The organism is Corynebacterium sp. CNCTC7651 (assembly GCF_021496665.1).
Lineage (GTDB): Bacteria > Actinomycetota > Actinomycetes > Mycobacteriales > Mycobacteriaceae > Corynebacterium.
The window spans coordinates 1,494,462-1,519,535 of sequence record NZ_CP071246.1 but is presented as its reverse complement, the minus strand read 5'-3'; the positions used below and the strand labels follow the sequence as shown (position 1 = coordinate 1,519,535).

Here is a 25,074-nt window from a genome sequence, read left to right as displayed (position 1 = left end):
CCACCGACTACAGTGTTGCGGTGATGAACCAGACCAAGCCCGTGTCCGCCCGCAGCTACCTCGCGCCCGTCGCGGCGCTCATGGTTGTCATTGCCGTGGTGGATCAAGCGGTGAAGCAGCTCATGCTGCACTACCTGGAACCAGGCGTGCCGGTACCCGTAATCGGTGACTGGTTCCGCTTCTACCTGCTGTTCAACCCCGGCGCGTCCTTTTCCATGGGGCAGAACATGACCTGGCTGTTCACCACCATCCAGCTCATCTTCCCCATCGCGGCGCTGTACTTTTCCCGCAGCCTGCCCAACCGATGGGAGGCGCTGGGCCTGGGGCTGATCGCCGGCGGCGCGGTGGGCAACCTGTGCGACAGGCTGTTCCGGGAGCCGGGATTCTGGTTCGGCCACGTGGTGGATTACATCTCCGTGGGCAACTTCGCGGTGTTCAATATCGCGGATGCCTGCATTACCGTCGGCGTGGTGGTGTTCGTCGCCGCCATGTTCTTCGGGCCAGATGAGCCGGGCACGGGGGAGCCAAGCACAGCGGAGCCGGCGCGATGAGCGGGGAGTACCGTTCGCTGCCCGTGCCGGAGGGGCTAGCTGGGATGCGGGTCGATGCCGCGCTGGCCAAGCTTTTCGGGGTTTCGCGCGCGTCCGCCGCGGAGATGATCGCGGCGGGAGACGTGCTGGTGGACGCGGTGCCGGTGCAAAAGTCTGACCGCCTCACCGCCGGCACCATGCTGGAGGCCACGCTGCCGGAGCCCAAGGCCGCGCCGGAGCCGGTGGTGGAGCACGTCGAGGGGCTGACCATTCTGTATCAGGACGAGGATGTCATTGCCGTCGATAAGCCAGTCGGCGTTGCCGCGCACCCCACCCTGGGCTGGGAGGGGCCGACGGTGGTGGGGGGACTGCAGGCCATGGGCTTCACGCTTCCCGACGCCGGCCCGCCCGAGCGCAAAGGCATAGTCCAGCGCCTGGACGTGGGCACCTCTGGCGTGATGGTGGTGGCCGCCAGCATCCCGGGGTACTCCGTGCTCAAGCGTGCGTTCAAGGAGCGCACGGTGGATAAGACGTACCACGCGGTGGTGCAGGGCTTGCCCGACCCGATCGTGGGCACGATCGACGCGCCGATTGGCCGCCACCCGTCCAGCGGCTGGAAATTCGCCGTGACGGACGACGGCCGCCCGAGCGTCACCCATTACGAAGTCACCGAGGCGTTTCGCCGCGCCAGCCTGCTCGAAGTCCACCTGGAGACGGGCCGCACGCACCAGATCCGCGTGCACATGTCCGCCATCGGCCACCCGTGCGTGGGCGACCCGATGTACGGCTCGGATCCGACGCTGTCCAAGCACCTCGGCCTGAACCGTCAGTGGCTGCACGCCACCACCCTGGGCTTCAACCATCCGCGTACCGGCGACTACATGGAGGTCTCCTCGCCGTATCCGGCGGACCTCCAGCACGCCCTCGACGTGATCAGGCAGGGGTAGGCGGTGCAGCCGGCAAAGATCGCCGCGGCCGCGCTCGGCGTGGCGCTGGCATTCGGCGGGGTATACGCCGTGGGGCTTGCCACCGACGCGCACCCGCCCGTGATCCAGGGCGACACGCTCGGCCCGGAGCCGGGGGAGAGTGCGGGGGACTATGCGGCGAGAACTGAAGCGTCGTTAAGCACGGCAAGCCCCGAGCCCGCCTACGCCCTCGTTGCGTTTGATGGGGCGCGCACCCCAGCCGAAGCCGCCGCTGCCGTGGACGGCGTGCCGCGGGTGAGCGCTTTTTTGCTTGCCGACGCTCCCTCCAAAGCCATCCCCGAACCCACCGCGGGCCTGACTCGCGCCGACGTGATCGCGCGGGAGGCTGGCCTGGTCGCGGACCTGGGCCGGATGAACGGCGTGGAGCTGGACCCGGATGCCGTCGTGGCCCTGGTCGTGCGCGCGCCGGGTGGCACGCTGCGCCAGATTGCGGGGCGCGACGGCGTGCGCACGGTGGAGGTCCTGCCGCCGGATGCGGTGTGGGGAGCGTTTGGAATCGCGCCGGTGAGCTAGCCCCGGGCGGTGTATAGTCTCGGGGAGTTATCCGCCCCCGCTGTGAGGAGACACCTTGGTTTCTACGGCTTCCAATCCCGCATTCGAGACCAACGCTGGCCGCCGGCCGGCGCGGCACCGGCGGGTGGCACTCGCCGCGGCGGTGGCGCTGAGCCTGACGCTTACTGCCTGCGGCAATGGCGGCGACGTGAGCCATGAGGGGCTGGCGCCCGGCGATTACACCATCGCCACGGCGGAGGGTGTCAAAGACAGCGTGGTGGTCAACGGCAACATTGCCCCTGTGCGCGCGGTGAGCATCACCAGCGCGCTGCAATCTGAGGTGGAGCGCATTGCGGTCGCGCCGGGTGACCGGGTGCAGGCGGAGCAGTTCTTGGCCGAGTTGAACACCGAGCAGCTGCAGCGCCAGCTTGAGGTGCAGGAGCGCCAGCAGGCGAACGCGCAGGCAGAAGCGATGGCTGGCGTGGAGCAGGCGCAGGCGCAGCTCAACGCGTTGAACCAGAGCGTGAACAACGGCACCAACCCGACGCTGCGCGCCGCCCAGGCCCAGCTCAACCAGGCGCAGGCCGCCTACAACGCCGCGGCTGCTGGCGGCGGTGGCTGGAAGGTTGCCCGGGCGGTGCGCGCGGCGACGGACTTTGCGGACCAGATTTCGTCCAAGTTCTCCCAGATGGTCGGCGGGCCCGGGCCTGGCATGCCGGGCGTGCCGGCCGCGCCGGAGCACCAGGTGCCCATTGCGCCGGTGGGGCAGGGAGAGCCTGCGGCGCCCGTTGCGCCTGCCGCACCCGTCGCGCCTGCCGCACCCGTAGCTCCGGAGGCGTACCCGGACGCGCCAGCCGGGCCGGGTGTGCCGGGCGGCGGCGAGATTGCCACGCTGAGCACCTCCGAGGCGTACGCCGCGCTGGAAGAGGCGAAAGCGAACCTGGCGGCCGCGCAGGCGCAGGTAGAGCAGGAGCGGATGCAGCTGCAGGCCGCGGTGGACTCCGCGTGGCGCGCGGTGGAAAACACCCAGTTGGATGCCGGCGACGGCACCTTGCAGTACCAGGTGCAAGAAGCGACCATCTACGCGCCGATCGCGGGCGTAGTTACCTCCGTGGACGTGCAGGAAGGCGACATCCCGCAGGGCCGCATCCTGAGCATTGCGGATGATTCCCGCCTGATCATCCGCTCCAACGTGCGCGAGGCGGATGTGCCCAAGATCGCGGTAGGCAACCGTGTGGTGTTCACCTCCACCGCGACCGGTAAGAAGGAATACACCGGCCGCGTGCTGCGTATCTCCCCGGCCGCGGGCCAGGGCGGTGGCGGCGAGGGCCAGAACCTGCCGGGCATGGGAGGCATGGGCGGTGACGCCGGCGGCGGCGTGACCTTCCCGGTGGAGATTGAGGTGACGGGCAACACCGAGGGCCTGCTCCTCGGCGGTTCGGCGCGCGCCGAGATCATCACCCAGGAAAGCGACAAGGCCATCAGCGTCCCGCTGGACGCGGTGTATGAGGACGAGGGCACCAAGAAGGTCCTAGTCCTTGCTACCGGGGACGGGGAGCGCTCCGGCACGCTGGAGGAGCGCGAGGTGACCACGGGCACTGAGAACGACATTGACGTGGCCATTACCGGCGGCGACCTCAAGCCGGGCGACATCGTGATCAACTGGCCGGAGGACTTCCGCGACCGCGTGGGCGAGAAGGTGGACATTACGGACGACGGGTTTGATCCTGCGGACGTCGACAAGGCTCGGGACAGCTCCAAGCGCACGACCGCGACGGTGACGGTTACCAGCACCCGCGCAGCCAACTAGGGAGGGCACGTGAGTACCCCCAACGAGGAAACCGGGCCGTTCTTTTTCGGCGCCGAGCCGGAGACGGACGAGCAGCCGGTGGTCGCGCCGGAACCCGCGCGCGACCCAGCGCCCGAACCCGCGCTAGAGCCGCGCGAGGAGCAGCCGGCTGCGGCAGGGGAGACCCTGGCGGATTCGGGCCTGCTGATTGACATGCGCAATATTGTCAAGACCTACAACGTGGGCGAGCCGAGCGAGCTGACGGTGCTGCACGGCATCGACTTCCAGGCGCAGCACGGCGAGTTTGTCTCCATCGTCGGCCCCTCCGGCGGCGGCAAGTCCACGCTGATGAACTTGATCGGCATGCTGGATCGGCCGACTGAGGGCGCGTACGCGTTCAACGGTGAGCCGGTCTACGCCAAGACGGACAAGGAGCTCGCTGCCTACCGCAGCCACAACATCGGGTTCATCTTCCAGAACTTCAACCTGATCGGCCGGATGGACGCACTGCAGAACGTGGCCATGCCCATGATGTACGCCGGCGTGGACCGCAAGGCGCGCGAAGCGCGGGCGGAGGAGCTGCTGGGCATGATGGGTATGGGGGACCGCATCCACCACAACCCCAACGAGCTCTCCGGCGGCCAGAAGCAGCGCGTGGCCATCGCCCGTGCGCTCGCGAATGACCCGGACATGCTGTTGGCGGATGAGCCCACCGGTGCGTTGGACACCAAGACCGGCCGGCTGGTGATGGACCTGTTCCACCAGCTGCACTCTGAGCTAGGCAAGGCCATCGTGTTCATTACCCACAACCCGCTCCTGGCGGAAGAGACGCAGCGCATCGTGGAGATCATCGACGGGCGCATTGACGCAGTGCGCGTGCCCTCGGGCAAGCGGCCGGAGCAGGAGGGCTAAGACATGAACGTCAGTGAATCACTCCGCCTCGCCGCGTCGAGCCTGAACACCAACAAGCTGCGGTCCTTCCTCACGCTGTTGGGCATCATCATCGGCATCATGGCCGTGATCATCATCATGACCCTCGGCCGCGGCTTGGAACGCCAGACGCTCAGCGAGTTGGAGGGCGTTGGCACCTCCACCCACTACGTGATAGTGCACGAGCGCCCGGATGAGGAAGCCTTGGACGAGGATCCGTTCGCCGCGTTCAACTACGGCCAGCCCACGCAGGAACGCGACGCCATGACCTTCGACCAGTTAGATCAGCTCAAGGCGTATTTCGGCGACCGGGTGCAGGCCGTGGACATTGAGGCTGAGGGCTACGGCGACGTGACGTACGGCGACATCACGGCGAGTACCTCGGTCTACCCTGTGCTCACCGGCTCCCTCGGGGTGCGCGGGTTGGACGTGGAGTACGGCCGCGGCATCACCGACGCGGACATTGCCGGCCAACGCCCGGTAGCCGTGGTGTCGGACGAGTTCGTCCAGGCACTCTTCGACTCGGATCCGCGGGCGGCGCTGGGGCAGCGTTTCGACGTCACCGTGTCCGGCCAGCCCGCCGTGTTCACCGTGGTCGGCGTGCTGGCCCCCCACAACGCCGGCGGCATGATGACTGGTGTCCAGTCGTTCTCCGACATCTACATCCCGGTGACTTCGGCGGACCGGGTGGGTATGGAGGTGCCCTGGGTGTCGTCGTTTAGCGTGCAGTCCGACCCGACGGAGGATGCCGCGACGTTCCAGGCGGACCTGCAGCAGTACCTGGACCGCCAGTACGCGGGCAACGACGAGTACGAGGCCGAGGTGCTTGACCTCTCCAGCGCCCTAGAGGGCCTGAGTAACGTGTTCCGCATCATGTCCTCGGTGCTCTCCGCCATCGGCGGCATCTCGCTCCTGGTCGGCGGTATCGGCGTGATGAACATCATGCTGATTACCGTCACCGAGCGCACCCGCGAGATTGGCGTGCGCAAGGCGCTCGGCGCGACGCAGGGGGACATCCGCCTGCAGTTCATCATCGAGGCGATGCTGGTGTGCCTGATCGGCGGCGTGATCGGCGTGCTGCTGGGCGGCGCGATCAGCCTGATCGCCACCGCCGCCGTCTTCGACGCGGTCACGTGGCCGCCGCTGGGGGCTGTCGTTTTCGCACTGTTGTTCTCCCTGGCCACGGGCGTATTCTTCGGGTACTACCCGGCGTCGAAGGCGGCGAAGATGCAGCCTATCGACGCGCTTCGATACGAGTAGGCGGGGCCAGGTCCCCCGGCTACAATCTCGGGCATGGCCAAGCAATCCTCCTTCGTCCACCTGCACAACCACACCGAGTTTTCCATGCTGGACGGCATGGCCAAGGTGGACCTGCTGGCGGAGGAGGTCACCCGCCAGGGCATGCCCGCGGTGGGCATGACAGATCACGGCAATATGTTCGGATCGAACGCCTTTTACCGCAGGATGGTGGCGGCGGACATCAAGCCGATTATCGGCATCGAGGCGTACATGGCGCCGGGAAGCCGCTTTGACAAGAAGCGCCAGCTGTGGGGTACGCCGGACCAGAAGTCGGACGATGTCTCCGCTTCCGGTGCCTACCTGCACCAGACGATGCTGGCGGAGAATGCGACGGGCTTGCGAAACCTGTTCAAGCTGTCCTCGCTCGCGTCCTACGAGGGCCAGTTGGGCAAGTGGCCGCGCATGGACGCGGAGCTGATTGCGGAGCACGCGGACGGCATCATCGCCACCACGGGCTGCCCGTCCGGCGACGTGCAGACGCGCCTGCGCCTGGGGCAGTACGACCAGGCGCTCGAGGCGGCCGCGATGTGGCAGGACATCTACGGCAGGGACAACTACTTCCTGGAGCTGATGGACCACGGCCTGCACATTGAGCGCCGCGTGCGCGAGGACCTGCTGCGTATCGGCCAAGCGCTGGACCTGCCGCCGCTGGTGACCAATGACTGCCACTACGTCCTCGAGTCACAGGCACCTGCGCACGAGGCCATGCTCTGCGTGCAAACCGGCAAGACGCTCATGGACCCGGACCGCTTCAAGTTCGACGGCACGGGCTACTACATCAAGTCCGCCGAGCAAATGCGCGACTTGTGGGATTCCGAGGTCCCGGACGGCTGCGACAACACGCTCTGGATCGCGGAGCGCGTGGGCGACTACGGGGAGCTGTGGGAGGAGCACCCGCACGACCGCATGCCGATCGCCGACGTCCCCGAGGGCGAAACCCCCACCACCTGGTTGCGCCAGGAGGTGATGAAGGGGCTCAAGGAGCGTTTCGACGGCGGCGAGGTGCCAGCCGAGTACATCGAGCGGGCGAGCTATGAAATCGACGTCATCGACATGAAGGGCTACCCGTCCTACTTCCTCATCGTGGCGGAGCTAATCAAGCACGCCCGCGAGATTGGCATTCGTGTCGGTCCGGGCCGTGGTTCCGCGGCCGGCTCGCTGGTGGCGTACGCGCTGACCATCACCAACATCGACCCGATGGAGCACGGCCTGCTCTTCGAGCGTTTCTTGAACCCGGAGCGCCCGAGTGCGCCGGATATTGATATCGACTTTGACGATCGCCGCCGCGGCGAGATGATCACCTACGCCGCCCAGCGCTGGGGCGAGGACAAGATTGCGCAGGTGATCACCTTCGGCACGGTGAAGACGAAGCAGGCGATCAAGGACTCGGCGAAGGTGAACTTCGGCCAGCCGGGCTTCCAGATGGCGGACCGCATCAACGCCGCGCTGCCGCCGGCGATCATGGCGAAGGACATTCCGCTCGCCGGCATCACGGACCCGGAGCACGCCCGCTACGCGGAGGCGGCCGAGGTGCGCTCCCTCATCGAGACCGACCCGGACGTGGCGAAGATTTACGAGACCGCGCGCGGCCTCGAGGGTGTAGTGCGCCAGGCCGGCGTCCACGCCTGCGCGGTGATCATGGCGTCCGTGCCGTTGATGGACCACATCCCGATGTGGAAGCGCCCGGCGGACGGCGCCTTGATCACCGGCTGGGACTACCCGGCCTGCGAGGCCATTGGTCTGCTGAAGATGGACTTCCTGGGGCTGCGCAACCTCACCGTGTTGGGCGACGCGCTGGAGAATGTGCAGAAGAACCGCGGCGAGGAGATCGACCTCGAGGCGCTGGATACGGATAACCCGGCGGTGTATGAGCTGCTGTCCCGCGGCGACACCCTGGGCGTGTTCCAGCTGGACTCCGGCGGCATGCAGGAGCTGCTGAAGCGCATGAAGCCGACCGGGTTCAACGATATTGTGGCGTCGCTGGCGCTTTACCGCCCGGGCCCGATGGGTGTGAACGCGCACTGGGATTACGCGGACCGCAAAAACGGCCGCAAGCCCATCACGCCGATCCACCCGGAGTTGGAGGAGCCGCTGAAGGAGATTCTGGATGAGACGTACGGCCTGATCGTCTACCAAGAGCAGATCATGAACATCTCCCAGAAGGTGGCCAACTACTCCGCCGGCCAAGCAGACGGCTTCCGCAAGGCGATGGGTAAGAAGAAGCCGGAGGTGCTGGCCAAGGAGTACAAGACGTTCTCGGAGGGCATGTTCTCCAACGGGTACTCCAAGGACGCGGTGGACGCGCTGTGGGGCACGATCGAACCCTTCGCGTCCTACGCGTTCAACAAGTCCCACGCCGCGGGTTACGCGCTGGTGTCCTACTGGACGGCGTACATGAAGGCGAACTACACCGCGGAGTACATGGCGGCGCTGCTCACCTCCGTGGGCGACAAGAAGGACAAGTCCGCCATCTACCTCTCCGACTGCCGCCACATGGGTGTGAGCGTCCTGCAGCCGGACATCAATGAGAGTGAGGAGAACTTCGTCGCTGTGGGCGAAGACGTGCGCTACGGCCTCGCCGCCGTGCGCAACGTCGGTGCCGAAGTAGTGGAGTCCATCAAGGAAACTCGCCGCACCAAGGGCCAGTTCACCAGTTTCTCCGACTACCTGGACAAGATTGACCTGCTTGCCTGCAACAAGCGCATTACAGAATCGCTGATCAAGGCCGGCGCGTTCGATTCACTGGGCCACCCTCGCAAGGGTCTCATGCTGATCCAGGAGGACGCGGTAGATTCCGTGCTGTCCACCAAAAAGGCTGCGGACAAGGGCCAGTTCGACCTTTTCGCCGCGTTCGGCGGGGAAGAGGAGGGTGCATCCTCCATGTTCGCGGTAGAGGTGCCGGACGATGAGTGGGAGCGCAAGCACAAGCTCGCACTCGAGCGCGAGATGCTGGGCCTGTACGTGTCCGGCCACCCGCTGGACGGCTTCGAGGAAGCGATTGAGGCCCAGACGGATACGCAGCTCACCACAATCCTTGCGGGCGAGCTGCGCCATGGCGCGGAGGTGACAATTGGTGGGCTGATTTCTTCCGTCGATAGGCGGTTCTCCAAGAAGGACGGCTCGCCGTGGGCGATTGTGACCATCGAGGACCACCACGGTGCCCAGGTGGAAGTCCTCCTGTTCAACAAGGTGTACGCGCTAGTCGCGCCCCAGATCGTGGAGGACAACATCATCCTGGTCAAGGCGCACGTGTCCTGGCGAGACGACAGGATGAGCCTGTTCGGCGACGATGTGAAGGTGCCGGAGCTCGGCCCCGGCGGCGGCGCAGGTCTGCCCGTGCGCCTGACCATGCGCACGGATCAGTGCACGGTGGACAACATCGCGCGCCTGAAGCAGGTGCTGGCCAACAACCCGGGCGACGCGGACGTGTACCTCAACCTCGTCAACGGGGAGCACAGCCAGCTCCTCGTCCTCGGCGACCACTTGCGCGTAGAGCGCTCCGCCAGCCTGATGGGGGACCTCAAGGCCACGATGGGCCCTGGAATCCTGGGCTGAAACGCTTTTCGACGTTCGCTTTTACACGAAGAAGCCCGCCAGCATCTCCCGGAACTGCGGGGAGACGGCTGCCAGGACCGTGAGTGCCTGGATGAGGCCGCCCAAGACCACGATGATGCCGTTGAGCGTCGCGAAGAAGTTCAGGCCGCGCTCGGACAAGGAGCTGGCCTCCATCATCCTGGAGCTGGCATCGTTCGCCGGGGTCGGGGTGACGGTGACGGCCGGGGCGGTCACGGTGACCACGGTGGTCACCGGCGCGTTCGGGTCCGGGGTAGCGGTTACGGTCGTGCCCGAGGCAGTCGTGCCCGAGGCAGCCGTCGTGGTGGTGGATGCGGCCGGAGAGGTCGTGGTCGGGGAAGCGGCGGCCGTGGTGGGGCTGGCGGGAGTGGTGTCTGCCTGCGCGTTGGTGGTGGCGATGCCGGTGAGGCAGAGGCCGGTTACGGTCAGCGCGGCGATGGCGTTGCGGGAGTTCATAGCGGTACTGTTGCGCCCTTATCTTGTGGTGAAACGAACTGCGGGGCCAGAGCCGACCGCGTTGAGGATGGCTAGAAAATTAGCAGGTTTTCCCACAAAACACAGCCCACCCGCACCTGTTCGAAAGGGTGCGGGTGGGCTGTGCGGTGCCGGAGCGATCTCGTTAGAGCGTGAAGCCGAGCATCGGCGCTGCGAAGTATGCAACGCCGGCCAGGACAGCAAGCGCGGCCACCAGGTAGCCGATGATCTTGCCTGCCTTGGAGCTGGACTCGCTCACCGAACCCGTTGCGGGTGCCTCCTCCTGGGTCAGGGAGTCCACCTGGAAGACGGTGGTGGTGCCAGAGACCTCGTTGCCCACCAGCACAAGGTTCTTCCCGTTAGGGGAGTCCTTGGCGGGGACGAACGCCAGGCCCTCGGCGCCCAGGTCGCCAACCTTTGCCAGGGCCGCCGCGGTGTTGCCCGCCTTCTCCTCGTCCTCCATGTTGACGGTGAAGTCGCGGTTGTTGATGTAGGCCTGGTAGGTCGCCTTCGCCGGGTCGGTGATGTCGTACACCATCACGCCGCCGAGGCGCTCGAAGCCAATGAAGGCGTAGGTGCGGCCGTCGATCTCGCCGACGGCAACGCCCTCGGGCTCGACAGACTTGTCGTCGGAACGGCTCTCCAGGCCGTTCTCGGAGTGGTTGGTGTTGAAGTAGCCGGACAGGATCTTCGAGGTGATCGTCTCGAACTCGGCGCCGGAGTCGAACACGCGCTCACCGGAGGCGGCGTCGAAGATGGAGAAGCTGCGGCCGCCGAACGCGTAGATCTCGTTGTAGCAGCCCTTGTCCGCGTCCAGGCCGAATGCGGTGGTGATCTTCAGGCGGCCAGCGTTCTCATCCTTGGCAAAATCCTTGATCTTCTCGGCGTCCCAGCCGTTGAAGCCCTCGCAGATCGGGGCCAGGTCCTTCTTGCCCAGGTCCTTGACGCGGGCCTCCTCGGAGTACGCCTCCCAGTCGCGGGCGTCGCCCTCGTTGGCCGTGACCAGGTAGGTCTTGCCGCCGACGTTGTAGGCCGCAATGGAGTCCGGCTGCAGGATGCCCTTGACCGGCCAGTTCGCGATGTTGATCTTTTTGTCCTTGTCGGAGATGTCCGCCGGGACCTTCAGGCGGTCCTGGTAGCCGAGCGGGAAGATGCGCTCCACCTTCGCGGCTGCGATGTCCACCACTGCGATGGCGTTGTTCTCCTGCAGCGTGACGTAGGCCTTGCCGCCGTCGACAGCAATGTACTCCGGCTCGAGGTTCTGGGCGACGGTGGTGGAGGCGCCGACCTGGCCGAAGATGTGGACGCCGGTCGGCAGCGCGCCCGGCTCGTTGAAGGTAGTGAAGCCTGCGGTGCGGACGTCCTCCTGCTTGGCCGCGGCAACGCCTTCCGGCAACGCGATCACGGAGACGGAACCCTCGGGGTCTACGGAGTAGTCCTCGGCGGGCTCGCCCTCGTTGGCCACCAGTGCGTACTTGCCGTCCGGGGTGACGGTGACCATGTCGGGCAGGGAACCGACACCGACGCGGCCGAGCACGGCGCCAACTTCCTCAGCACCCGCGTTAAAGAAGATGACCTCCCCGGCTGCGGTCTTGTCCGAGGGCTCGACGGTGGCTACAGCCAGGCCGTCCGGGCGCACGGACACCGAGTTGATGGTGGTCCCCTCGCCGCCGAAGACCTCGCCGATCTTCTGCGGTGCGGTGGGGTCCGCGGCGTCGAGCACATCGATCTTGCCGGAGTTGGCGTTGACGGTCAGGATGCGCTTGGACGCCGGGTGGTAGGCGACGATCTCGGCTGCGGACTCGTTGAAGATGCCGGCGCCGTAGGAACCGATCGCGGCCATCTTCACCGATGCGGCATCAGCCTGGTGGTAGGTGGGGTTGGCCACCACCGCCGCAGAAGCGGGGGCAAGCGACGCGAGGGATACGGCAGCGGCGGTGGTGAGGGCGACGGCGGAACGGGACAGAGTCACGGCAAACCTTTCGGCAGGGAAACTAAGGACAGTTTTATGTATACGTCAGCAAAGTGACCTGCGGGTGGAGCGCAGGTGAACGGCAGGCAACGCGGTCGCGGGGTGGCGGCGGGGATAGAATGAGCCACCATGACTGAGTTCCAGCCTGTCCACGCCGCCGACATTCAAGCGGCGCAGGCCCGCATCTCCTCCGTGATTGAGCCGACCCCGCTGCAGTTCTGCCCGCGTCTGTCTGAGGCCACCGGAGCTCAGGTGTACCTGAAGCGCGAAGATTTGCAGGACGTGCGCTCCTACAAGATCCGCGGGGCGTACTACAACATTTCGGGTCTTTCGGAGGAGGACCGGGCGGCGGGCGTCGTGGCGGCTAGCGCCGGCAACCACGCCCAGGGTGTGGCGTACGCGTGCCGTGCGCTGGGGATTCAGGGCAAGATCTTCGTGCCTAAGCCCACGCCGAAGCAGAAGCGGGACCGAATCCGGGTGCATGGCGGGGAAAACATTGAGCTGGTGGTCACGGGCAACACGTTCGACGAGGCCGCCCAGGCGGCCCGCGAGGATGCGGCTGCCCGCGGCGCGACGCTGGTGGAGCCGTTTGATGCCCGCGACACGGTGATCGGCCAAGGCACGGTGGCCGCGGAGGTGCTGGCGCAGCTGACCGGACTGGGCCGCGAGCTGGACACGATCGTGGTGCCGGTGGGCGGCGGCGGGCTGTTCGCCGGCGTGGCGTCCTACTTCGCGGACATGTCGCCGCGGACCGCCATCGTGGGCGTGGAGCCGCGCGGGGCGGCCAGCCTCCACGCTGCGATGGAGCACGGCGGGCCGGTCACGCTGGAAACGATTGACCCGTTCGTGGACGGTGCGGCGGTCAAGCGCATCGGCGCGTTCCCGTACGAGGTGATTGAGCGCAATCAGGGACGCACGCACTTGCTGCAGGTGGACGAGGGCGCAGTGTGCACCGAGATGCTCGCGCTGTACCAGAACGAGGGCATTATCGCGGAACCGGCGGGCGCGCTGAGCGTCGCGGGCCTTACTCAGCTGAAGATCCAGCCGGGCTCCACCGTTGTGTGCATCATCTCCGGCGGGAACAATGACGTGCTGCGTTACGCCGAGGTGATGGAGCGTTCCCTGGTGCACCGGGGCCTGCGCCACTACTTCCTGGTCAACTTCCCGCAGGAGCCGGGCCAGCTGCGCACCTTCCTCACGGACATCCTCGGCCCGGACGATGACATTGTGCTGTTCGAGTACCTGAAGAAGAACAACCGCGAAACCGGCGCCGCGCTGGTGGGCCTCGAGCTCACCCGCGCGAGCGACCTGGATCCGCTGCTGGAGCGCATGGCGGCATCCCCGATTGAGTGCCGCCGGCTGATGCCGGGCACGCCGGAGTACGAATACATCGTCTCCGGCTAGGCCCAACCGGCCCAGCCAGCCGCTACTGCGTAGAGATCACCGCGAAACCCCACGGGTCCAGGGTGGTGCTCGCCTCTCCAACCTGCGGCGCAGTGAAGCTGTACACCAGCTCCCCACCCACGGGCACCTCCACCTGGGCATCGCTGAAATTGGCGGCGAGCACGATGGGGTTACCCGCTTCGCCCATGGTCAGCCAGGCCTCGCCGTGGTTGACCTCAAGCGTGCGCAAATCGTCGCGGGAAAAACCGTGGTCCTTCCGGAGCTTAAGGAGGGTCGAGTAAGCGTCGTAAAGCTTCTGCTCCCGCTCCCCGAACTCCCAGTCCAGGCGCGCGGCGTGGAAGGTGTCGGGGGAGGAGGGGTCGGGCACGTCGCTGGAGTTCCATCCCTGGCGCGCGAACTCTTGGAGGCGGCCCTCGCGCGTCATGCGGTTGAGCTCCTCGCTGCCGTGCGAGACAAAGAAGGGGAACGGCGTTAGCGCGCCGAACTCCTCGCCCATAAACAGCATCGGGGTGAAGGGGGAGAGCAGGATCACCGCCGCGCGCAGGGTGAGTTGCTCGGGGCTCAAGCTTGCCGACGGCCGATCGCCCACCGCCCGGTTACCCGTCTGGTCGTGGTTGGTGGTGTACGTGATCATCCGCCAGGGCGCCACGTGTGAGAGGTCCAGCGCGCGGCCGTGGGTACGGGCGCGGTAGGCGGAGTACGTGTCGCGGAAGCGGTAGGCGTGCTGCAGCGTGTCCGCCAAGATCTCGATGCTGCCGTAGTCCTGGTAGTAGCCCTGCAGCTCGCCGGTGAGCAGGGTGTGCACGCTGTGGTGCACATCGTCCAGCCACTGGGCGGAAAGGCCGTAGCCGCCGCGGGATTCGTCGTTGACAATGCGCGGATCGTTCTGGTCCGTCTCGCCGATGATGGTGCGCGGCACGCCGTCGCGGGCCGCGTTCGCGTCCGCCACCTTCCGGATCTCCTCCATGATGGAGTACGCGCGGCGGTCGTCGTACGCCTGCACGGCGTCCAGGCGGAGGCCGTCCACATGGAACTCACCCAGCCACTGGTCCACGGCGTCCAAGATGTAGGCGCGCACCTCGTCGGAGCCCGGTCCGGAGATGTTGACCACGTCGCCCCAGTCGGTGCGCCCGGCGGTGGTATAGGGGCCGAAGAGCCCGCAGTAGTTGCCTTCTGGGCCGAAGTGGTTGTACACCACGTCCAAGATCACGGCGATGCCTTTCGCGTGCGCCGCATCCACAAGCCGCTTCAGCCCTTCCGGCCCGCCGTAGCCTGCGTGGACGGCCAGCCAGTCCACGCCGTCGTAGCCCCAGTTGCGGTTGCCGGCGAACGGCTGTACCGGCATGAGCTCGATGGCGTTCACGCCCAGCGCCGCGAGGTAGTCCAGCTTGGCGGCCACGCCGTCGAACGTGCCCTCCTCCGTGAAGGTGCCCACGTGCAGCTCATAGAGCACCTGGTCCTTCAGGTGGATGCCGGTCCAACCGTCGTCCGTCCAGGGGAAATCGGTGTCAACCACCTCGGAGGATCCGTGCACGCCATCCGGCTGGCTGCGACTGCGCGGGTCGGGCAGGGGCTTGGACCACTCGGTGCCGTCGAAAAGCGAAAAAGCGTAGCGCTGACCTGCGGCGGGGACGGCGACGGCGGGGTCCAGGACCCACCAGCCGGCCCGGGTGGGGTCGCCGGCCATGTCGTGGCGCGTGCCCTCCAGGGTCAGGCGCACCTCGCGCGCGTGGGGAGCCCAAACGTCAAACTGCTCATTCGTCATACCTCCAGGGTAGACTTCACACCCCATGCACACCGGATACGTCCTGCCCACAGCAGAGCTTGTGACCCACGAGCTGGAGATTAAGCGCTCCCGCTTCATCACCTGGGTGAACCGGGCTGCCAGCGAAGATGCGGCACGAGACCTGATCCACCAGGCGCGGGAAGCGTACCCGGACGCGCGCCACCACTGCTCCGCCTTCATCGTGCACGTGGACGGGGCGCAGCCCATCGAGCGCTCCTCCGACGACGGCGAGCCGTCCGGCACCGCTGGCAAACCCATGCTGGAGGTATTGAAAGGCTCCGGGATGCTGGACATCTGCGCGGTGGTGATCCGCTATTTCGGCGGCGTGAAGTTGGGCACCGGCGGGCTGGTCAGCGCCTACACCGATGCGGTCTCCGAGGCCGTGGCCAAAGTGGATCGCCGCGAGCGAACGCTGAAACACCTGGCCACCGTGGGCCTGCCGCATGCGGACGCCGGCCGGATCGAGGCGGAGCTGCGCCACCAGGGCATCGAAGTGGTGGGCGTGGAGTACGGCTCCCTTGCCACCTACACCCTGGCGTTCGACCCGGGGGAGCGGGAGCGTATCGACGCTACTTTGGCAGCCGCCACCCAAGGCACCGCAACCGTCAAGGCCGCGGGCCAGCAGTGGGTGGAGCTAGGGGTGTGATGCGCACGCTAAACTAGCTGCCATGACGATGCAGCCCCGCCCCAACAACCCGATTGAGATGCGCAAGCAAGCCATGCGCAAGTACATGAACAACGCCGCGATGTGGGCCGGCGGCGGCGTGGCCGGCGGTGTGGTGCTGGCGCTTCTGACCCAGACGTGGTCCCTGCTCATCATCGGTTTCGTCATCGCCGTGGTGGGCGGCTGGACCAACTGGAACAAAGCCCAGAAGATTGTCAACCACGTTGACGAGTACTAACGGCGCAGATGCCATCGGCTCCGGAGCCGTGCGCATTGACGCATGGCTGTGGGCCGTCCGCATCTTCAAAACCCGCAGCCAGGCCGCCGAAGCCGTGCGCGCCGGGCACGTGAAGCTTAACGACGAAAGCGTCAAGCCCGCCGCCCAAGTTGTCCCCGGCGACAAGGTGCGCGTGTGGAAAGACCACCGCTACCTTGAGTTCGAGGTCACCGCGACGCTGCGCAAGCGCGTGGGCGCGCCGCTTGCGCGCCAGTGCTACATCGACATCTCGCCGCCCCCGCCGCCGATGGACATTTTTGCCACGCTGCCCAAACGCGACCGCGGCGCCGGCCGACCGACCAAGAAGGAACGGCGCGAAACAGACCGCCTGCTGGGCCGCGGTTAGCCCGCGCCGCCCTGCTTTAGCCAGTTCCGCGCAGCCTGCCGAGGCGGCGGGTGAGTCTGGCGCGGCGCTCCTTCGGCCGGTTGCCGGCATCCCAGGTGCGTTCGATGTGCTCGGTGCCGAAGCGGTTGAGCAGCAAGTCATCCACTATGCGCACCTGGCCCGGCACGAACGGGTGCTTGAGGGAGTTGGACACTGCCTCAATGTCCGCCGGGTTGCACAGATCCGCCAGCTGGGACACCTGCTCGATCCCGTGGATGCGCAGCAGTTCGGTGAGGAAGCGGTAATCGTTGGCGCGGGAGAGGGGAAAGCCCGGTCCCAGCAGCATGGTCAGCATACCGGGCAGCGTTTCGGCCGACAGGTCTGCGCTCGCCTCTGTAGCTGCCTGCGCGGCGGCCGCAGGTGCGTGACGCTGCGGCTCGGTGATCTCGGCGATCTGGTCGAACTGCTGGTCTGCCAGCTCGATCAGGCCGGCTGCGAGTGTGAACGCGCGGTCCACCTGCGGGTCCACCTTCACCCCGGCGGCCCGCTTGTAGCGGATGTCGTGCTCGAACTCCGCCCACGCGTGCTGCAGCACGGTGCGGACCTGGACCTCGAAGATTTGTCCCACGTAGTCTTCCAGTCCCTCGGAATGCTGCGTGACCTGCACCTGGAGGTGGTGGGAGCCGTAGCCGAAGCCGCCGGCAATGCGGGTTTCCTGGGCTTTGTCCACGCTGCGCAGGACCTCGAATTCGTCCGCCAGCAGGCGCTGCACCGCCGGGATTTCGGTGGAGTGCAGCACAGTGACGCGCGCGCCGATGATGTCGCGGATATCGTTCCACGGGTCCGGGTAGAGCGGCTGGCCGTTGTCGTCGAGCTTGCGCGCCTTCGCTTTCAACGACGGCCATGTTTTCACCCGCACGTCGACGCGGTCGAACTTCACGCCGGCGTCACGCATAAGCTCGTGCAGTGCGTTGCGGAACGTCGCCGCCGCGTCGGGTTGCGTCTTCACCCATTCTGCGTAGGTGGAACCCAGCCGGGCGATGGTGGCGTCCGGCACCTTCGGTTGTTCCTGGCGGGGTGGTTGTGCGGCCATTGCGTGTCTTTCTAGAGCCTGCTGGCTTCGGTCAAGCGGGCGGACACCAGCATTGCGGTGGGGAGCGTGGCCAGCACGTCCGCCACCGGCACCACGCCGCTGTAGGTGCGGCCGGTGAGCCGATCCACCCAGTCGCCCTCCGGGAGTTGCACGGTGGTCTCGCCCCACCCTCCCGCGGCTTCCAGCGCGAGCGGGCGGCGCGTGGCCAGCGCGATTACGCTGAGGCCCTTGGCCCCTCCCACTGCTGCGTCCCCGCGGGCAATGCCCACCAAGTGCTCGTGCGCCTGGCCCACGGCGAAGACGGCCTGGTGCTCGCCGCGCAAGAACACGTCTGCGTGCTGGCGGCGCAGGTGCAAACCCTCGCGGACGATAATCTGCTTGGCGCGGTCCGTGGCCGCGTCGCCGGATGCTTCCAGGTACCCGCCGAGGTCGAAGTCTTCCGCCTCCGCCGCATCCAGGTACTGCTCCAGCGCCTGGTGGCGAGCGGTGTAGTCCACAAAACGGCGGTTATCCGGGTCCACCAGAGAGAAGTCCATGAACTCCTGCCCCTGGTAGGTATCCGGCACGCCCGCGCCCACAAGCTGCAGCACCTTTCGTCCCAGCGATACCTGCACACCGCCGCGGTGCAGGCGCGCCGCGAACTCCGTGATCTGGCCCGCCACCGGGCCGAAGAGCAGCGCGTCAATCCAATCCTTCACCGCCTGCTCGTAGGCCTGGTCCTGGTCGAACCAGGAGGACTTGATCCCGGCCTCGCGCACCGCTTTCACCGCGTACTCATGCAGTCTGTCGCGCAATGCGTCGGTGACGTTGCCATCCGCCGGCCACACGCCGATGAAGTTCTGGATCAGGAAGTGCCCCGTCGCCGCGTCCGGCGGGGGCACCATCGCCGCCACCTGCCGCACCAACTCCGCGAACTCGTTGGGCGCCTCGGTGATCTCCAGCATGCGAGCGCGAGTGTCCTCGGTGCGCTTCGTGTCGTGCGTGGTCAGCGTCGTCATCGCCAGCGGCCACAGCTGCGCGCGCTCCTGCTGCAGCAAGTGGAACTCAGCCCCACCCACGCCGAAGCGTCCCGGCGCGCCGCCCACCTCTTGCAGGGCGACGAGGCGGCTTGCGCGGTAGAACAGCGTGTCTTCCACACCCTTCGCCATCACCGCGCCGCACACCTGGGCAAAACGGGTCTTCGCCTCGCCCTCCGCAAGCATCGCCGCGGCAATCAGGTCAAGGGCATCGCTTCTCGACGGAAACTTTCTCGCCATCTCCGCAATCACCGACGAGGTAATCCTGGACAGGGAGCGGTAGTCCGCCCGGTAGACGGGGATGGCGGCCACCAGTTCGATCACGGTTTCGGTCAACGCTTCGTCGGAAACCTCTTGCCCCGCGGTGGAGAAGTTGTCCCGGCGGATTGCGCGCACCAATCGGCGGATCTCGGCGCCGAGCTCAGCACCGGCGACCTCGCGCTTGAGCTGGTGCTCCGCAGCCAAGATAGCCGCCTCGTCCCAAGTGGAGCCGGACTGCTGGAGCGCGAGCATGCTCAGCGAATCCTCCGCTGCACGGTCGACGAAGATGCCGTCTAGCTCGCGCATTGCGTCGTAACCCGTAGTGCCGTCCACGTTCAGGCGCGGGTCGAGTGGTTCGGTGACGCCGAGAATCTTCTCCACCACCAGCCAGCGATCCTGGCCAATCAGGTCCCGCAGGCGGGTCAGGTACTCAAACGGGTCGGTCAGTCCGTCCGGGTGGTCCACCCGGATGCCGTCGATAAGGTCCTCGGCGATGAGCTGGCGCAGGGTGCGGTGCGAGTTTTCGAACACCAGCGGGTCCTCCTGGCGGATGCCCGCTAGTCCGTTCACGGAGAAGAAGCGGCGGTAGGAGATCACCCCGTCACGCCAGAACATCAGGCGGTATGCCTGGCGTTCGTACACCTCGCGCGGGTCATCCTCCAGCGACTCGTAGCTGCCCGGGGCGAGCGGGAAGTAGGAGTCGTAGTACGCCAGCACGTCCTCGCCGTCGGGCGCGGACCCTTCCGGAAACTCCTCCGGCCCGAGGTGGGTCAGGGTCAGCTTGTCCTCGTCGCCCTCCTTGCCCAGGACCGGCATGCCCAGCTTGCCGCCGGCGCCGTTATCCTCGTGCCAGTCAATGTCGAAGTAGCAGGCGAACTCAGAGTCTTGGCCGTGTTTCAGCACGTCCCACCACCAACGGTTTGTCCGCGGCGTTTCCACGCCGAGGTGGTTGGGCACGATGTCCAACACGATGCCAATCCCGGCCTCGTGCGCCACCTGCGCCAGCTCCCGCAGGCCCTCGATGCCGCCGAGCTCCGGATTCACAATGGTCGGATCCGTCACGTCGTAGTTATGGTTCGATTCCCGCACCGCGGCGAAGATCGGGGAGAGGTAGATGTGGGACACTCCCAGCGCCCGCAGGTACGGAATCTGCTCCGCAGCGTCCGCGAAGCCGAACCCGCGCCCTGACGGGTCCGCGAGCGGGCCGCGCAGTTGCACGCGGTACGTGGAGGTAATCGGCCTGCGCATGGGTGGGTGACGCTCCTTTGATACGTAGCTGAGGCACCGCCGGGATCTCTGGCGACGCACCGACTCAAGCGTAGCTACAGGTTGGCCGCCATGGCGGGAGCAATGGGCACCATGAGGGGAAAACCTAAGGAATAGCGCATTACCCCGCGGGCACCGAGTGAGGAGACAACCTCCTCCTCCGGCACTGCGAACACGAACAGTTCCCGTTGGTCGCGTGAGAGGTATGTCAAGGGTGCTTCAGTGTTCAGCACACATCCGAAGTGCCGGTTGATCACATCGAACGTGGCTGGGTGGGCGAGCCAGGCGGCAGCGGTGGATCCCCGTCCATCCCGCACTTCAAAACCGGCGGGCGCGGCACCCGTTAGGCGCACTGACGCGGGCCGGACCGAAAACTCCACCCCGGCACCGCGCAACGCCGTGGCGCGCAACGCGGCCGCGGCGGCGTTCCAGGCCTGATGCACGCTGACCCCGAGCGAGCCGATTTCTTGGTGGGTCAAACCCTGTCTTTCCGGCCCATCAAAGACGCAGACAAGGCCAGGGGAGAGGCTGATGAATGCCGTGGATGCCCCGCAGCCTGGGGTGACCCACCCGCGTGAGGATGATCCGGCGAGTTGATCCCGGCGCGCGAGGCGGGGGCGCAAGCGCCCGAGGGCTTCTGATTGACGGTCTGACAGGGACAGTGGCGAGGACGGTGACGAGTTTCCGGTGAGGTGCATGGGTATTAGACGCAGAAAATGCGCGTCCGGTTCCATGCACTATTCAGCGGCGAGCCCCAGGACTGCAAACAGCTTCGAGGCTGGCCAGATTTCGATCTCTTGGCCTTTCTCCTGCAGCTCGCGGGCGCGTTTTTCCTTCGTGGTCATCGTCGCCCACTCGCCCGCAACCAAGATCGTGGTCTTCTTGGTCACGTTCTTGCCCACCGTGCCGCCGTGATGCGCGATGCCGTTCCACAGCTCGCCCTTGTCGTAGGGCTCGAAGTCCCCCGTCAGCGTCACATTCTGGCCGTAGAGCGGGGAGTCTGGATCCGCCTCGGGGTTCGGGTCCGGAATAGTGTCCGGGGTAGCGACCGCCTGCCACGGCGCTTGATTGCGCTGAGCCTGATTGCGTGGCGCCGCCGCGCGCTGCTCCCGCGGGCGCTCCCCGGCATCGCTCGGCCCCGACTGGTTGGAGCCCTGCGGCGTGGCGACGGCACCGACAGCGGCCAACAAACCCGCCTCCGCAACCCGCTTGGCCTGCATGGCGCGGGTCGCCCCGGAGCGGTCACGCAACACCGGGGTCACGCGGACGTCGTCAAGCGAGCCGAGCGCGAAGCCGGTGTTGTGCACGAAGCTCATGAGCGAGCCCTCATGCGCGGCGCGCCTGGCAAGGCCCACCATGATGCCTGCGCAGGCGGCTGCGTCCGCTGCCGCGTCATGGTGGTTGTCCAGCGCGACCTCGAAGAATTCCGCGAGGGTGGGCAGGCGGTGGTTGAGCACGTCGAGGGCCGTGGCGCGGGATTGGGCAAGCGTGCAGGCGAACATCATGCGCGGGATAGGGCGCCTCGTAGCCACGCAGGCGTTGCGCAGTGCTGTTACGTCGAACTGGGCGTTGTGCGCCACCAAGGGTAGGTCGCCGACGAAGTCGCTGACCCCGTCAATCAGGTCGCCCACATTGGGGGAATCCGCAACCTTTTCGCTGGTAATGCCGTGGATTGCCACGTTGTAGGGATCGAACTCGTCGATGCCGGCCGGCGGGGTGCACAGCCAGGAGACGCGCTCCACTTCCTCGCCGTCCACGATTTTCACCATGCCGATCTGGCAGATGGAGCCCCAGTGCTGGTTCGCCGTCTCCACATCGAGGGCGACGAAGCTGAAGCCGGGTATGCCGGCGTGGCCGTCCAGCGGAGCCACGTCAGGCGCCTCGCCCTGCATCGCCTCGGTGATCAGCGCGGCGAGGTCTTCCGGCCCGGAGGCATCCCCGGGAGGAAACGTGATGGTCACGGTGCCGGCCCCGGCATCAATTGCTACCGCAGCCGGCGTCCAGGCATCGCCTGGGGTGGCGGTCACCGAGCGGACGTCGGCAATAGCCAGGCTGCGTGCTGCGCTGCTCCCCGCAAGGGAAGCGGCAAGCGGGGTCGGTGTGACAGTGATCTCCTCATTAGTCACTGTCACCTGGGCACCGTGAGCCGAAATCACGTTGTTGCGTTCCTCCTTCTAGTTGCGCACCGGCGGCTCAACCTGCTTGAGCACAGCCGTGGAGCGGGCCGGGATAACTACCGTATCGCCTGCGGCCAACACTGCCTTCTCCACGGGGTAGCCCAGCGGCTCGGTGGTGTCGATCAGGATCTCCCACGCCCCGCCGAACTGCTTCGGCGGCACCGTGAACTCGATGTCCTCGAAGTGGGCGTTGAACATCAGCACAAAGGAATCGTCGCTGACCTTGCGGCCTCGGCGGTCCTCCTCCGTGATGGCGTCGCCGTTGAGGTACACCATGAGCGCCTTGCCGAAGGCGTAGTCCCAGTCACTCTGGGTCATCAGCTGACCGTCCGGGACCAGCCAGGCGATCTCGCGATCCACCACATCCTCACCCAGCGCACCGCCGGAGAGGAAGCGGCGGCGGCGGAACACCGGGTGCTTCTTGCGGATGGCAATCAGGCGCTTAGTGAATGCGTGGAGGTCCTGCGCCTCCTCCAAGCGGTCCCAGTTCATCCACGCAATCTCGTTGTCCTGGCAGTAGACGTTGTTGTTGCCGCCCTGCGTACGGGCGAACTCGTCGCCGTGCGCGAGCATCGGGGTGCCCTGGGACAGCAGCAGCGTGGTGAGGAAGTTGCGGCGCTGCTGCGCGCGCAGCTGCTGGATCTCCGGGTCCTCCGTCGGGCCCTCTTCACCGCAGTTCCAGGAGCGGTTGTGGCTCTCGCCGTCCCGGTTGTCCTCGCCGTTAGCTTCGTTGTGCTTCTCGTTGTAGCTCACCAAGTCATTGAGCGTGAAGCCGTCGTGCGCCGTGATGAAATTGATGGACGCCGTCGGGCGGCGGCCGTTGTGCTGGTACAGGTCGGAAGAGCCGGTGAGGCGGGACGCGAACTCGCCCAAGGTGGACGTCTCGCCGCGCCAGAAATCGCGCATGGTGTCGCGGTACTTACCGTTCCACTCGCTCCACAGCGGCGGGAAGTTGCCCACCTGGTAGCCGTTCTCGCCCACATCCCATGGCTCGGCGATCAGCTTCACCTGGGACACAACCGGATCCTGCTGCACCAGGTCGAAGAAGGTGGCCAGACGGTCCACGTCGGAGAATTCGCGCGCCAGAGTGGAGGCGAGGTCGAAGCGGAAGCCGTCCACGTGCATCTCGGTGACCCAGTAGCGCAGCGAATCCATGATCAGCTGCAGGGAGTGCGGGTCGCGCACGTTGAAGGAGTTGCCGGTGCCGGTGTAATCCATGTAGTGGAACCGGTCGCCGTCCACCAGGCGGTAGTACGCCTCATTGTCAATGCCGCGGAACGCGATGGTTGGGCCGAGGTGGTTGCCCTCGGCGGTGTGGTTGTACACCACGTCCAGGATGATCTCCATCCCGGCCTCGTGGTACGCGCGCACCATCTGCTTGAACTCAGCCACAGCGTCGCCCGGCTTGTCGGAGGACGCGTAGTTGTTCTCCGGCGCGAAGAAGCCGAAGGTGTTGTAGCCCCAGTAGTTGCGCAAGCCCAGGTCGCGCAGGCGGTCGTCCTGCAGGAACTGGTGCACCGGCAAAAGCTCCACAGACGTCACGCCGAGGTCGGAGAGGTACTCCACCATCGCGGGGTGCGCCATGCCGGCGTAGGTGCCGCGCAGGTTCTCCGGGATATCCGGGTGCATCTGCGTCATGCCCTTCACGTGGCATTCGTAGATCACGGCCTCTTCATCCGGAATGTTGGGGGAGCGGTCATCGCCCCAGTCGAAGAACGGGTTGATCACCACGGAGAGCATGGTGTGGCCGAGGGAGTCCTCCTCGTTGCGGCCCGTGCCCGGCTCCTCTGCGTGAATGTCATAGGAGAAGAGGGAAGAGTGCTGGTCAAACTCGCCGTCGAAGGCGCGGGCGTACGGGTCCACCAGCAGCTTGGTCGCGTCGCAGCGCTTGCCGTTCTGCGGGTCCCACGGGCCGTGGATGCGGTAGCCGTAGCGCTGGCCGGGGGCGATGCCGGGTAGGTAGGCGTGCCAGACGTAGTTGTCCACTTCCTGGAGCTCAACGCGGGTCTCCGCGCCGTCCTCGTCGATCAGGCAGAGTTCAACCTTCTCCGCCACTGCAGAGAAAATGGCGAAGTTCGTGCCTGCACCGTCGTACGTGGAACCGAGCGGGTAGGCAGAGCCCGGCCAGGTTTCCGGCGCGGAATCCTGGGCTGCGGGCTGATTGGTAGTTTCAGTCATGCCGACTAATCGTAGTGCAACCCAGTCCACCCAACATCAGTTCCACCGCCGTGGCGTGCTCGGCGGCTGCCTCCGCATCGTCGTCACGCTCAGCCCCTGTGGCGTCCGCGAGCTGCTCCGCGGACTGCTGCACCGCGGCGGCACCCAGGGTGAGGTGGAGCAGGCCGCTCGCGGCCGCGCGCACATTGCGTGCCGACGATCGCTGCGCCGACCACGCGGCCACAACCCGCGAGAATGTCTCCGCGAGGTCCCGTCCAACCTGCGCCTCCGGCTGGCCGATCGCGCTCATCACCACCTCTGCGCCGTCGCGAACACTTAGGACGGCGCGGCGCAGCGCGGCGGCGAGGGCACGAGGGTCTTCCGGTGGGGACGCGACCACGGGCGCCACAATGGCCGCCGCCATGGATGCGATGAGTTCCTGCTTGTTCTCGATGTGCCAGTACAAGGCGCCCGGAGCGACTCTGAGGGTGGTGGCGACACGGCGCATGGAAACATCCGCGAGGCCGTATGCGTCAAGGATGTTGACAGCGGCGGTAGTAATCGCCTCGCGGGACAGCTGCATACGGCCCAACTGTAGCCGTG

At 66.5% G+C, this 25,074-nt stretch carries 20 protein-coding genes; 11 read left to right on the top strand and 9 right to left on the bottom strand.

All coding sequences use genetic code 11. From position 1 onward, the window contains the following. Positions 1–23: 23 nt before the first annotated feature. The 7 genes from lspA (at position 24) to dnaE (ending at position 9,581) form a co-directional block, all read left to right on the top strand. Positions 24–551 carry a signal peptidase II gene (gene lspA, locus JZY91_RS07340; protein ID WP_234947218.1) on the top strand — a complete coding sequence of 176 codons (528 nt, stop codon included), beginning with the start codon at positions 24–26 and terminating at the stop codon, positions 549–551. Then, on the top strand, positions 548–1,477 hold the full coding sequence (locus JZY91_RS07335) for an RluA family pseudouridine synthase (RefSeq protein WP_234947217.1): 930 nt from the start codon (positions 548–550) through the stop codon (positions 1,475–1,477). Before lspA ends, JZY91_RS07335 begins: the two co-directional genes overlap by 4 nt. 3 nt (positions 1,478–1,480) lie before the next feature. Beyond that, positions 1,481–2,029 carry a hypothetical protein gene (locus JZY91_RS07330; RefSeq protein WP_234947216.1) on the top strand — a complete coding sequence of 183 codons (549 nt, stop codon included), beginning with the start codon at positions 1,481–1,483 and terminating at the stop codon, positions 2,027–2,029. A gap of 55 nt (positions 2,030–2,084) precedes the next feature. Next, positions 2,085–3,818: an efflux RND transporter periplasmic adaptor subunit gene (locus JZY91_RS11750; RefSeq protein ID WP_284698451.1), complete on the top strand. Its 1,734-nt coding sequence runs from the start codon at positions 2,085–2,087 to the stop codon at positions 3,816–3,818. Between the two features lie 192 nt (positions 3,819–4,010). Beyond that, on the top strand, positions 4,011–4,709 hold the full coding sequence (locus tag JZY91_RS07320; protein ID WP_370639287.1) for an ABC transporter ATP-binding protein: 699 nt from the start codon (positions 4,011–4,013) through the stop codon (positions 4,707–4,709). Between the two features lie 3 nt (positions 4,710–4,712). After that, positions 4,713–5,987, top strand: a complete 1,275-nt coding sequence (locus tag JZY91_RS07315; protein ID WP_234947215.1) for an ABC transporter permease — start codon at positions 4,713–4,715, stop codon at positions 5,985–5,987. Positions 5,988–6,020: 33 nt separating this feature from the next. Then, a complete protein-coding gene (gene dnaE / locus JZY91_RS07310; protein ID WP_234947214.1) occupies positions 6,021–9,581 on the top strand; it encodes a DNA polymerase III subunit alpha in 3,561 nt (1,186 codons plus the stop codon). Positions 9,582–9,602: 21 nt separating this feature from the next. Here the strand turns inward: dnaE and JZY91_RS07305 are convergent, their stop codons facing one another. Together JZY91_RS07305 and JZY91_RS07300 are read right to left on the bottom strand one after the other, a co-directional pair. After that, complete coding sequence (locus JZY91_RS07305) at positions 9,603–10,055, bottom strand: hypothetical protein (RefSeq protein WP_234947213.1); 453 nt, start codon at positions 10,053–10,055, stop codon at positions 9,603–9,605. A 163-nt stretch (positions 10,056–10,218) separates the two neighbouring features. Next, on the bottom strand, positions 10,219–12,045 hold the full coding sequence (locus tag JZY91_RS07300) for a choice-of-anchor I family protein (RefSeq protein ID WP_234947212.1): 1,827 nt from the start codon (positions 12,043–12,045) through the stop codon (positions 10,219–10,221). A 129-nt stretch (positions 12,046–12,174) separates the two neighbouring features. On the opposite strand from JZY91_RS07300, the gene ilvA reads away from it, so the two are divergent. Continuing rightward, positions 12,175–13,449, top strand: coding sequence for a threonine ammonia-lyase IlvA (gene ilvA, locus JZY91_RS07295; RefSeq protein WP_234947211.1), 1,275 nt, complete (start codon positions 12,175–12,177; stop codon positions 13,447–13,449). 22 nt (positions 13,450–13,471) lie between these two features. On the opposite strand, the gene treZ is transcribed toward ilvA, so the two are convergent. Next, a complete protein-coding gene (gene treZ / locus JZY91_RS07290; RefSeq protein WP_234947210.1) occupies positions 13,472–15,214 on the bottom strand; it encodes a malto-oligosyltrehalose trehalohydrolase in 1,743 nt (580 codons plus the stop codon). A gap of 25 nt (positions 15,215–15,239) precedes the next feature. Here treZ and JZY91_RS07285 point away from each other — a divergent pair, with 25 nt between their 5' ends. The 3 genes from JZY91_RS07285 to JZY91_RS07275 are packed head-to-tail and all read left to right on the top strand — an operon-like array spanning position 15,240 to position 16,522. Next, entirely contained in the window at positions 15,240–15,881 is a 642-nt protein-coding gene (locus JZY91_RS07285; protein WP_234947209.1) for a YigZ family protein, read from the top strand. Between the two features lie 22 nt (positions 15,882–15,903). Beyond that, a complete protein-coding gene (locus JZY91_RS07280) occupies positions 15,904–16,137 on the top strand; it encodes a hypothetical protein (RefSeq protein ID WP_234947208.1) in 234 nt (77 codons plus the stop codon). Next, complete coding sequence (locus JZY91_RS07275) at positions 16,124–16,522, top strand: RNA-binding S4 domain-containing protein (RefSeq protein WP_234947207.1); 399 nt, start codon at positions 16,124–16,126, stop codon at positions 16,520–16,522. The genes JZY91_RS07280 and JZY91_RS07275 overlap by 14 nt, the downstream gene beginning before the upstream one ends. A gap of 16 nt (positions 16,523–16,538) precedes the next feature. Here the strand turns inward: JZY91_RS07275 and JZY91_RS07270 are convergent, their stop codons facing one another. The 6 genes from JZY91_RS07270 to JZY91_RS07245 all read right to left on the bottom strand — a co-directional run bounded on the left by JZY91_RS07270 (position 16,539) and on the right by JZY91_RS07245 (position 25,054). Further along, the gene (locus tag JZY91_RS07270; protein ID WP_234947206.1) at positions 16,539–17,594 is read right to left on the bottom strand and encodes a GTP pyrophosphokinase family protein; all 1,056 of its coding nucleotides are present in this window, start codon (positions 17,592–17,594) and stop codon (positions 16,539–16,541) included. Positions 17,595–17,605: 11 nt separating this feature from the next. Beyond that, the gene (gene treY / locus JZY91_RS07265; protein ID WP_234947205.1) at positions 17,606–20,119 is read right to left on the bottom strand and encodes a malto-oligosyltrehalose synthase; all 2,514 of its coding nucleotides are present in this window, start codon (positions 20,117–20,119) and stop codon (positions 17,606–17,608) included. A 74-nt stretch (positions 20,120–20,193) separates the two neighbouring features. Next, positions 20,194–20,616, bottom strand: coding sequence for a hypothetical protein (locus JZY91_RS07260; protein ID WP_234947204.1), 423 nt, complete (start codon positions 20,614–20,616; stop codon positions 20,194–20,196). 258 nt (positions 20,617–20,874) lie between these two features. Further along, positions 20,875–22,293: an exonuclease domain-containing protein gene (locus JZY91_RS07255; RefSeq protein WP_234947203.1), complete on the bottom strand. Its 1,419-nt coding sequence runs from the start codon at positions 22,291–22,293 to the stop codon at positions 20,875–20,877. An 18-nt stretch (positions 22,294–22,311) separates the two neighbouring features. After that, positions 22,312–24,492, bottom strand: coding sequence for a glycogen debranching protein GlgX (glgX, locus tag JZY91_RS07250; RefSeq protein ID WP_234947202.1), 2,181 nt, complete (start codon positions 24,490–24,492; stop codon positions 22,312–22,314). Then, positions 24,485–25,054 (bottom strand): TetR/AcrR family transcriptional regulator, encoded by a 570-nt coding sequence (locus JZY91_RS07245; RefSeq protein ID WP_234947201.1) that lies wholly within the window; start codon positions 25,052–25,054, stop codon positions 24,485–24,487. Before JZY91_RS07245 ends, glgX begins: the two co-directional genes overlap by 8 nt. Positions 25,055–25,074 lie beyond the last annotated feature (20 nt).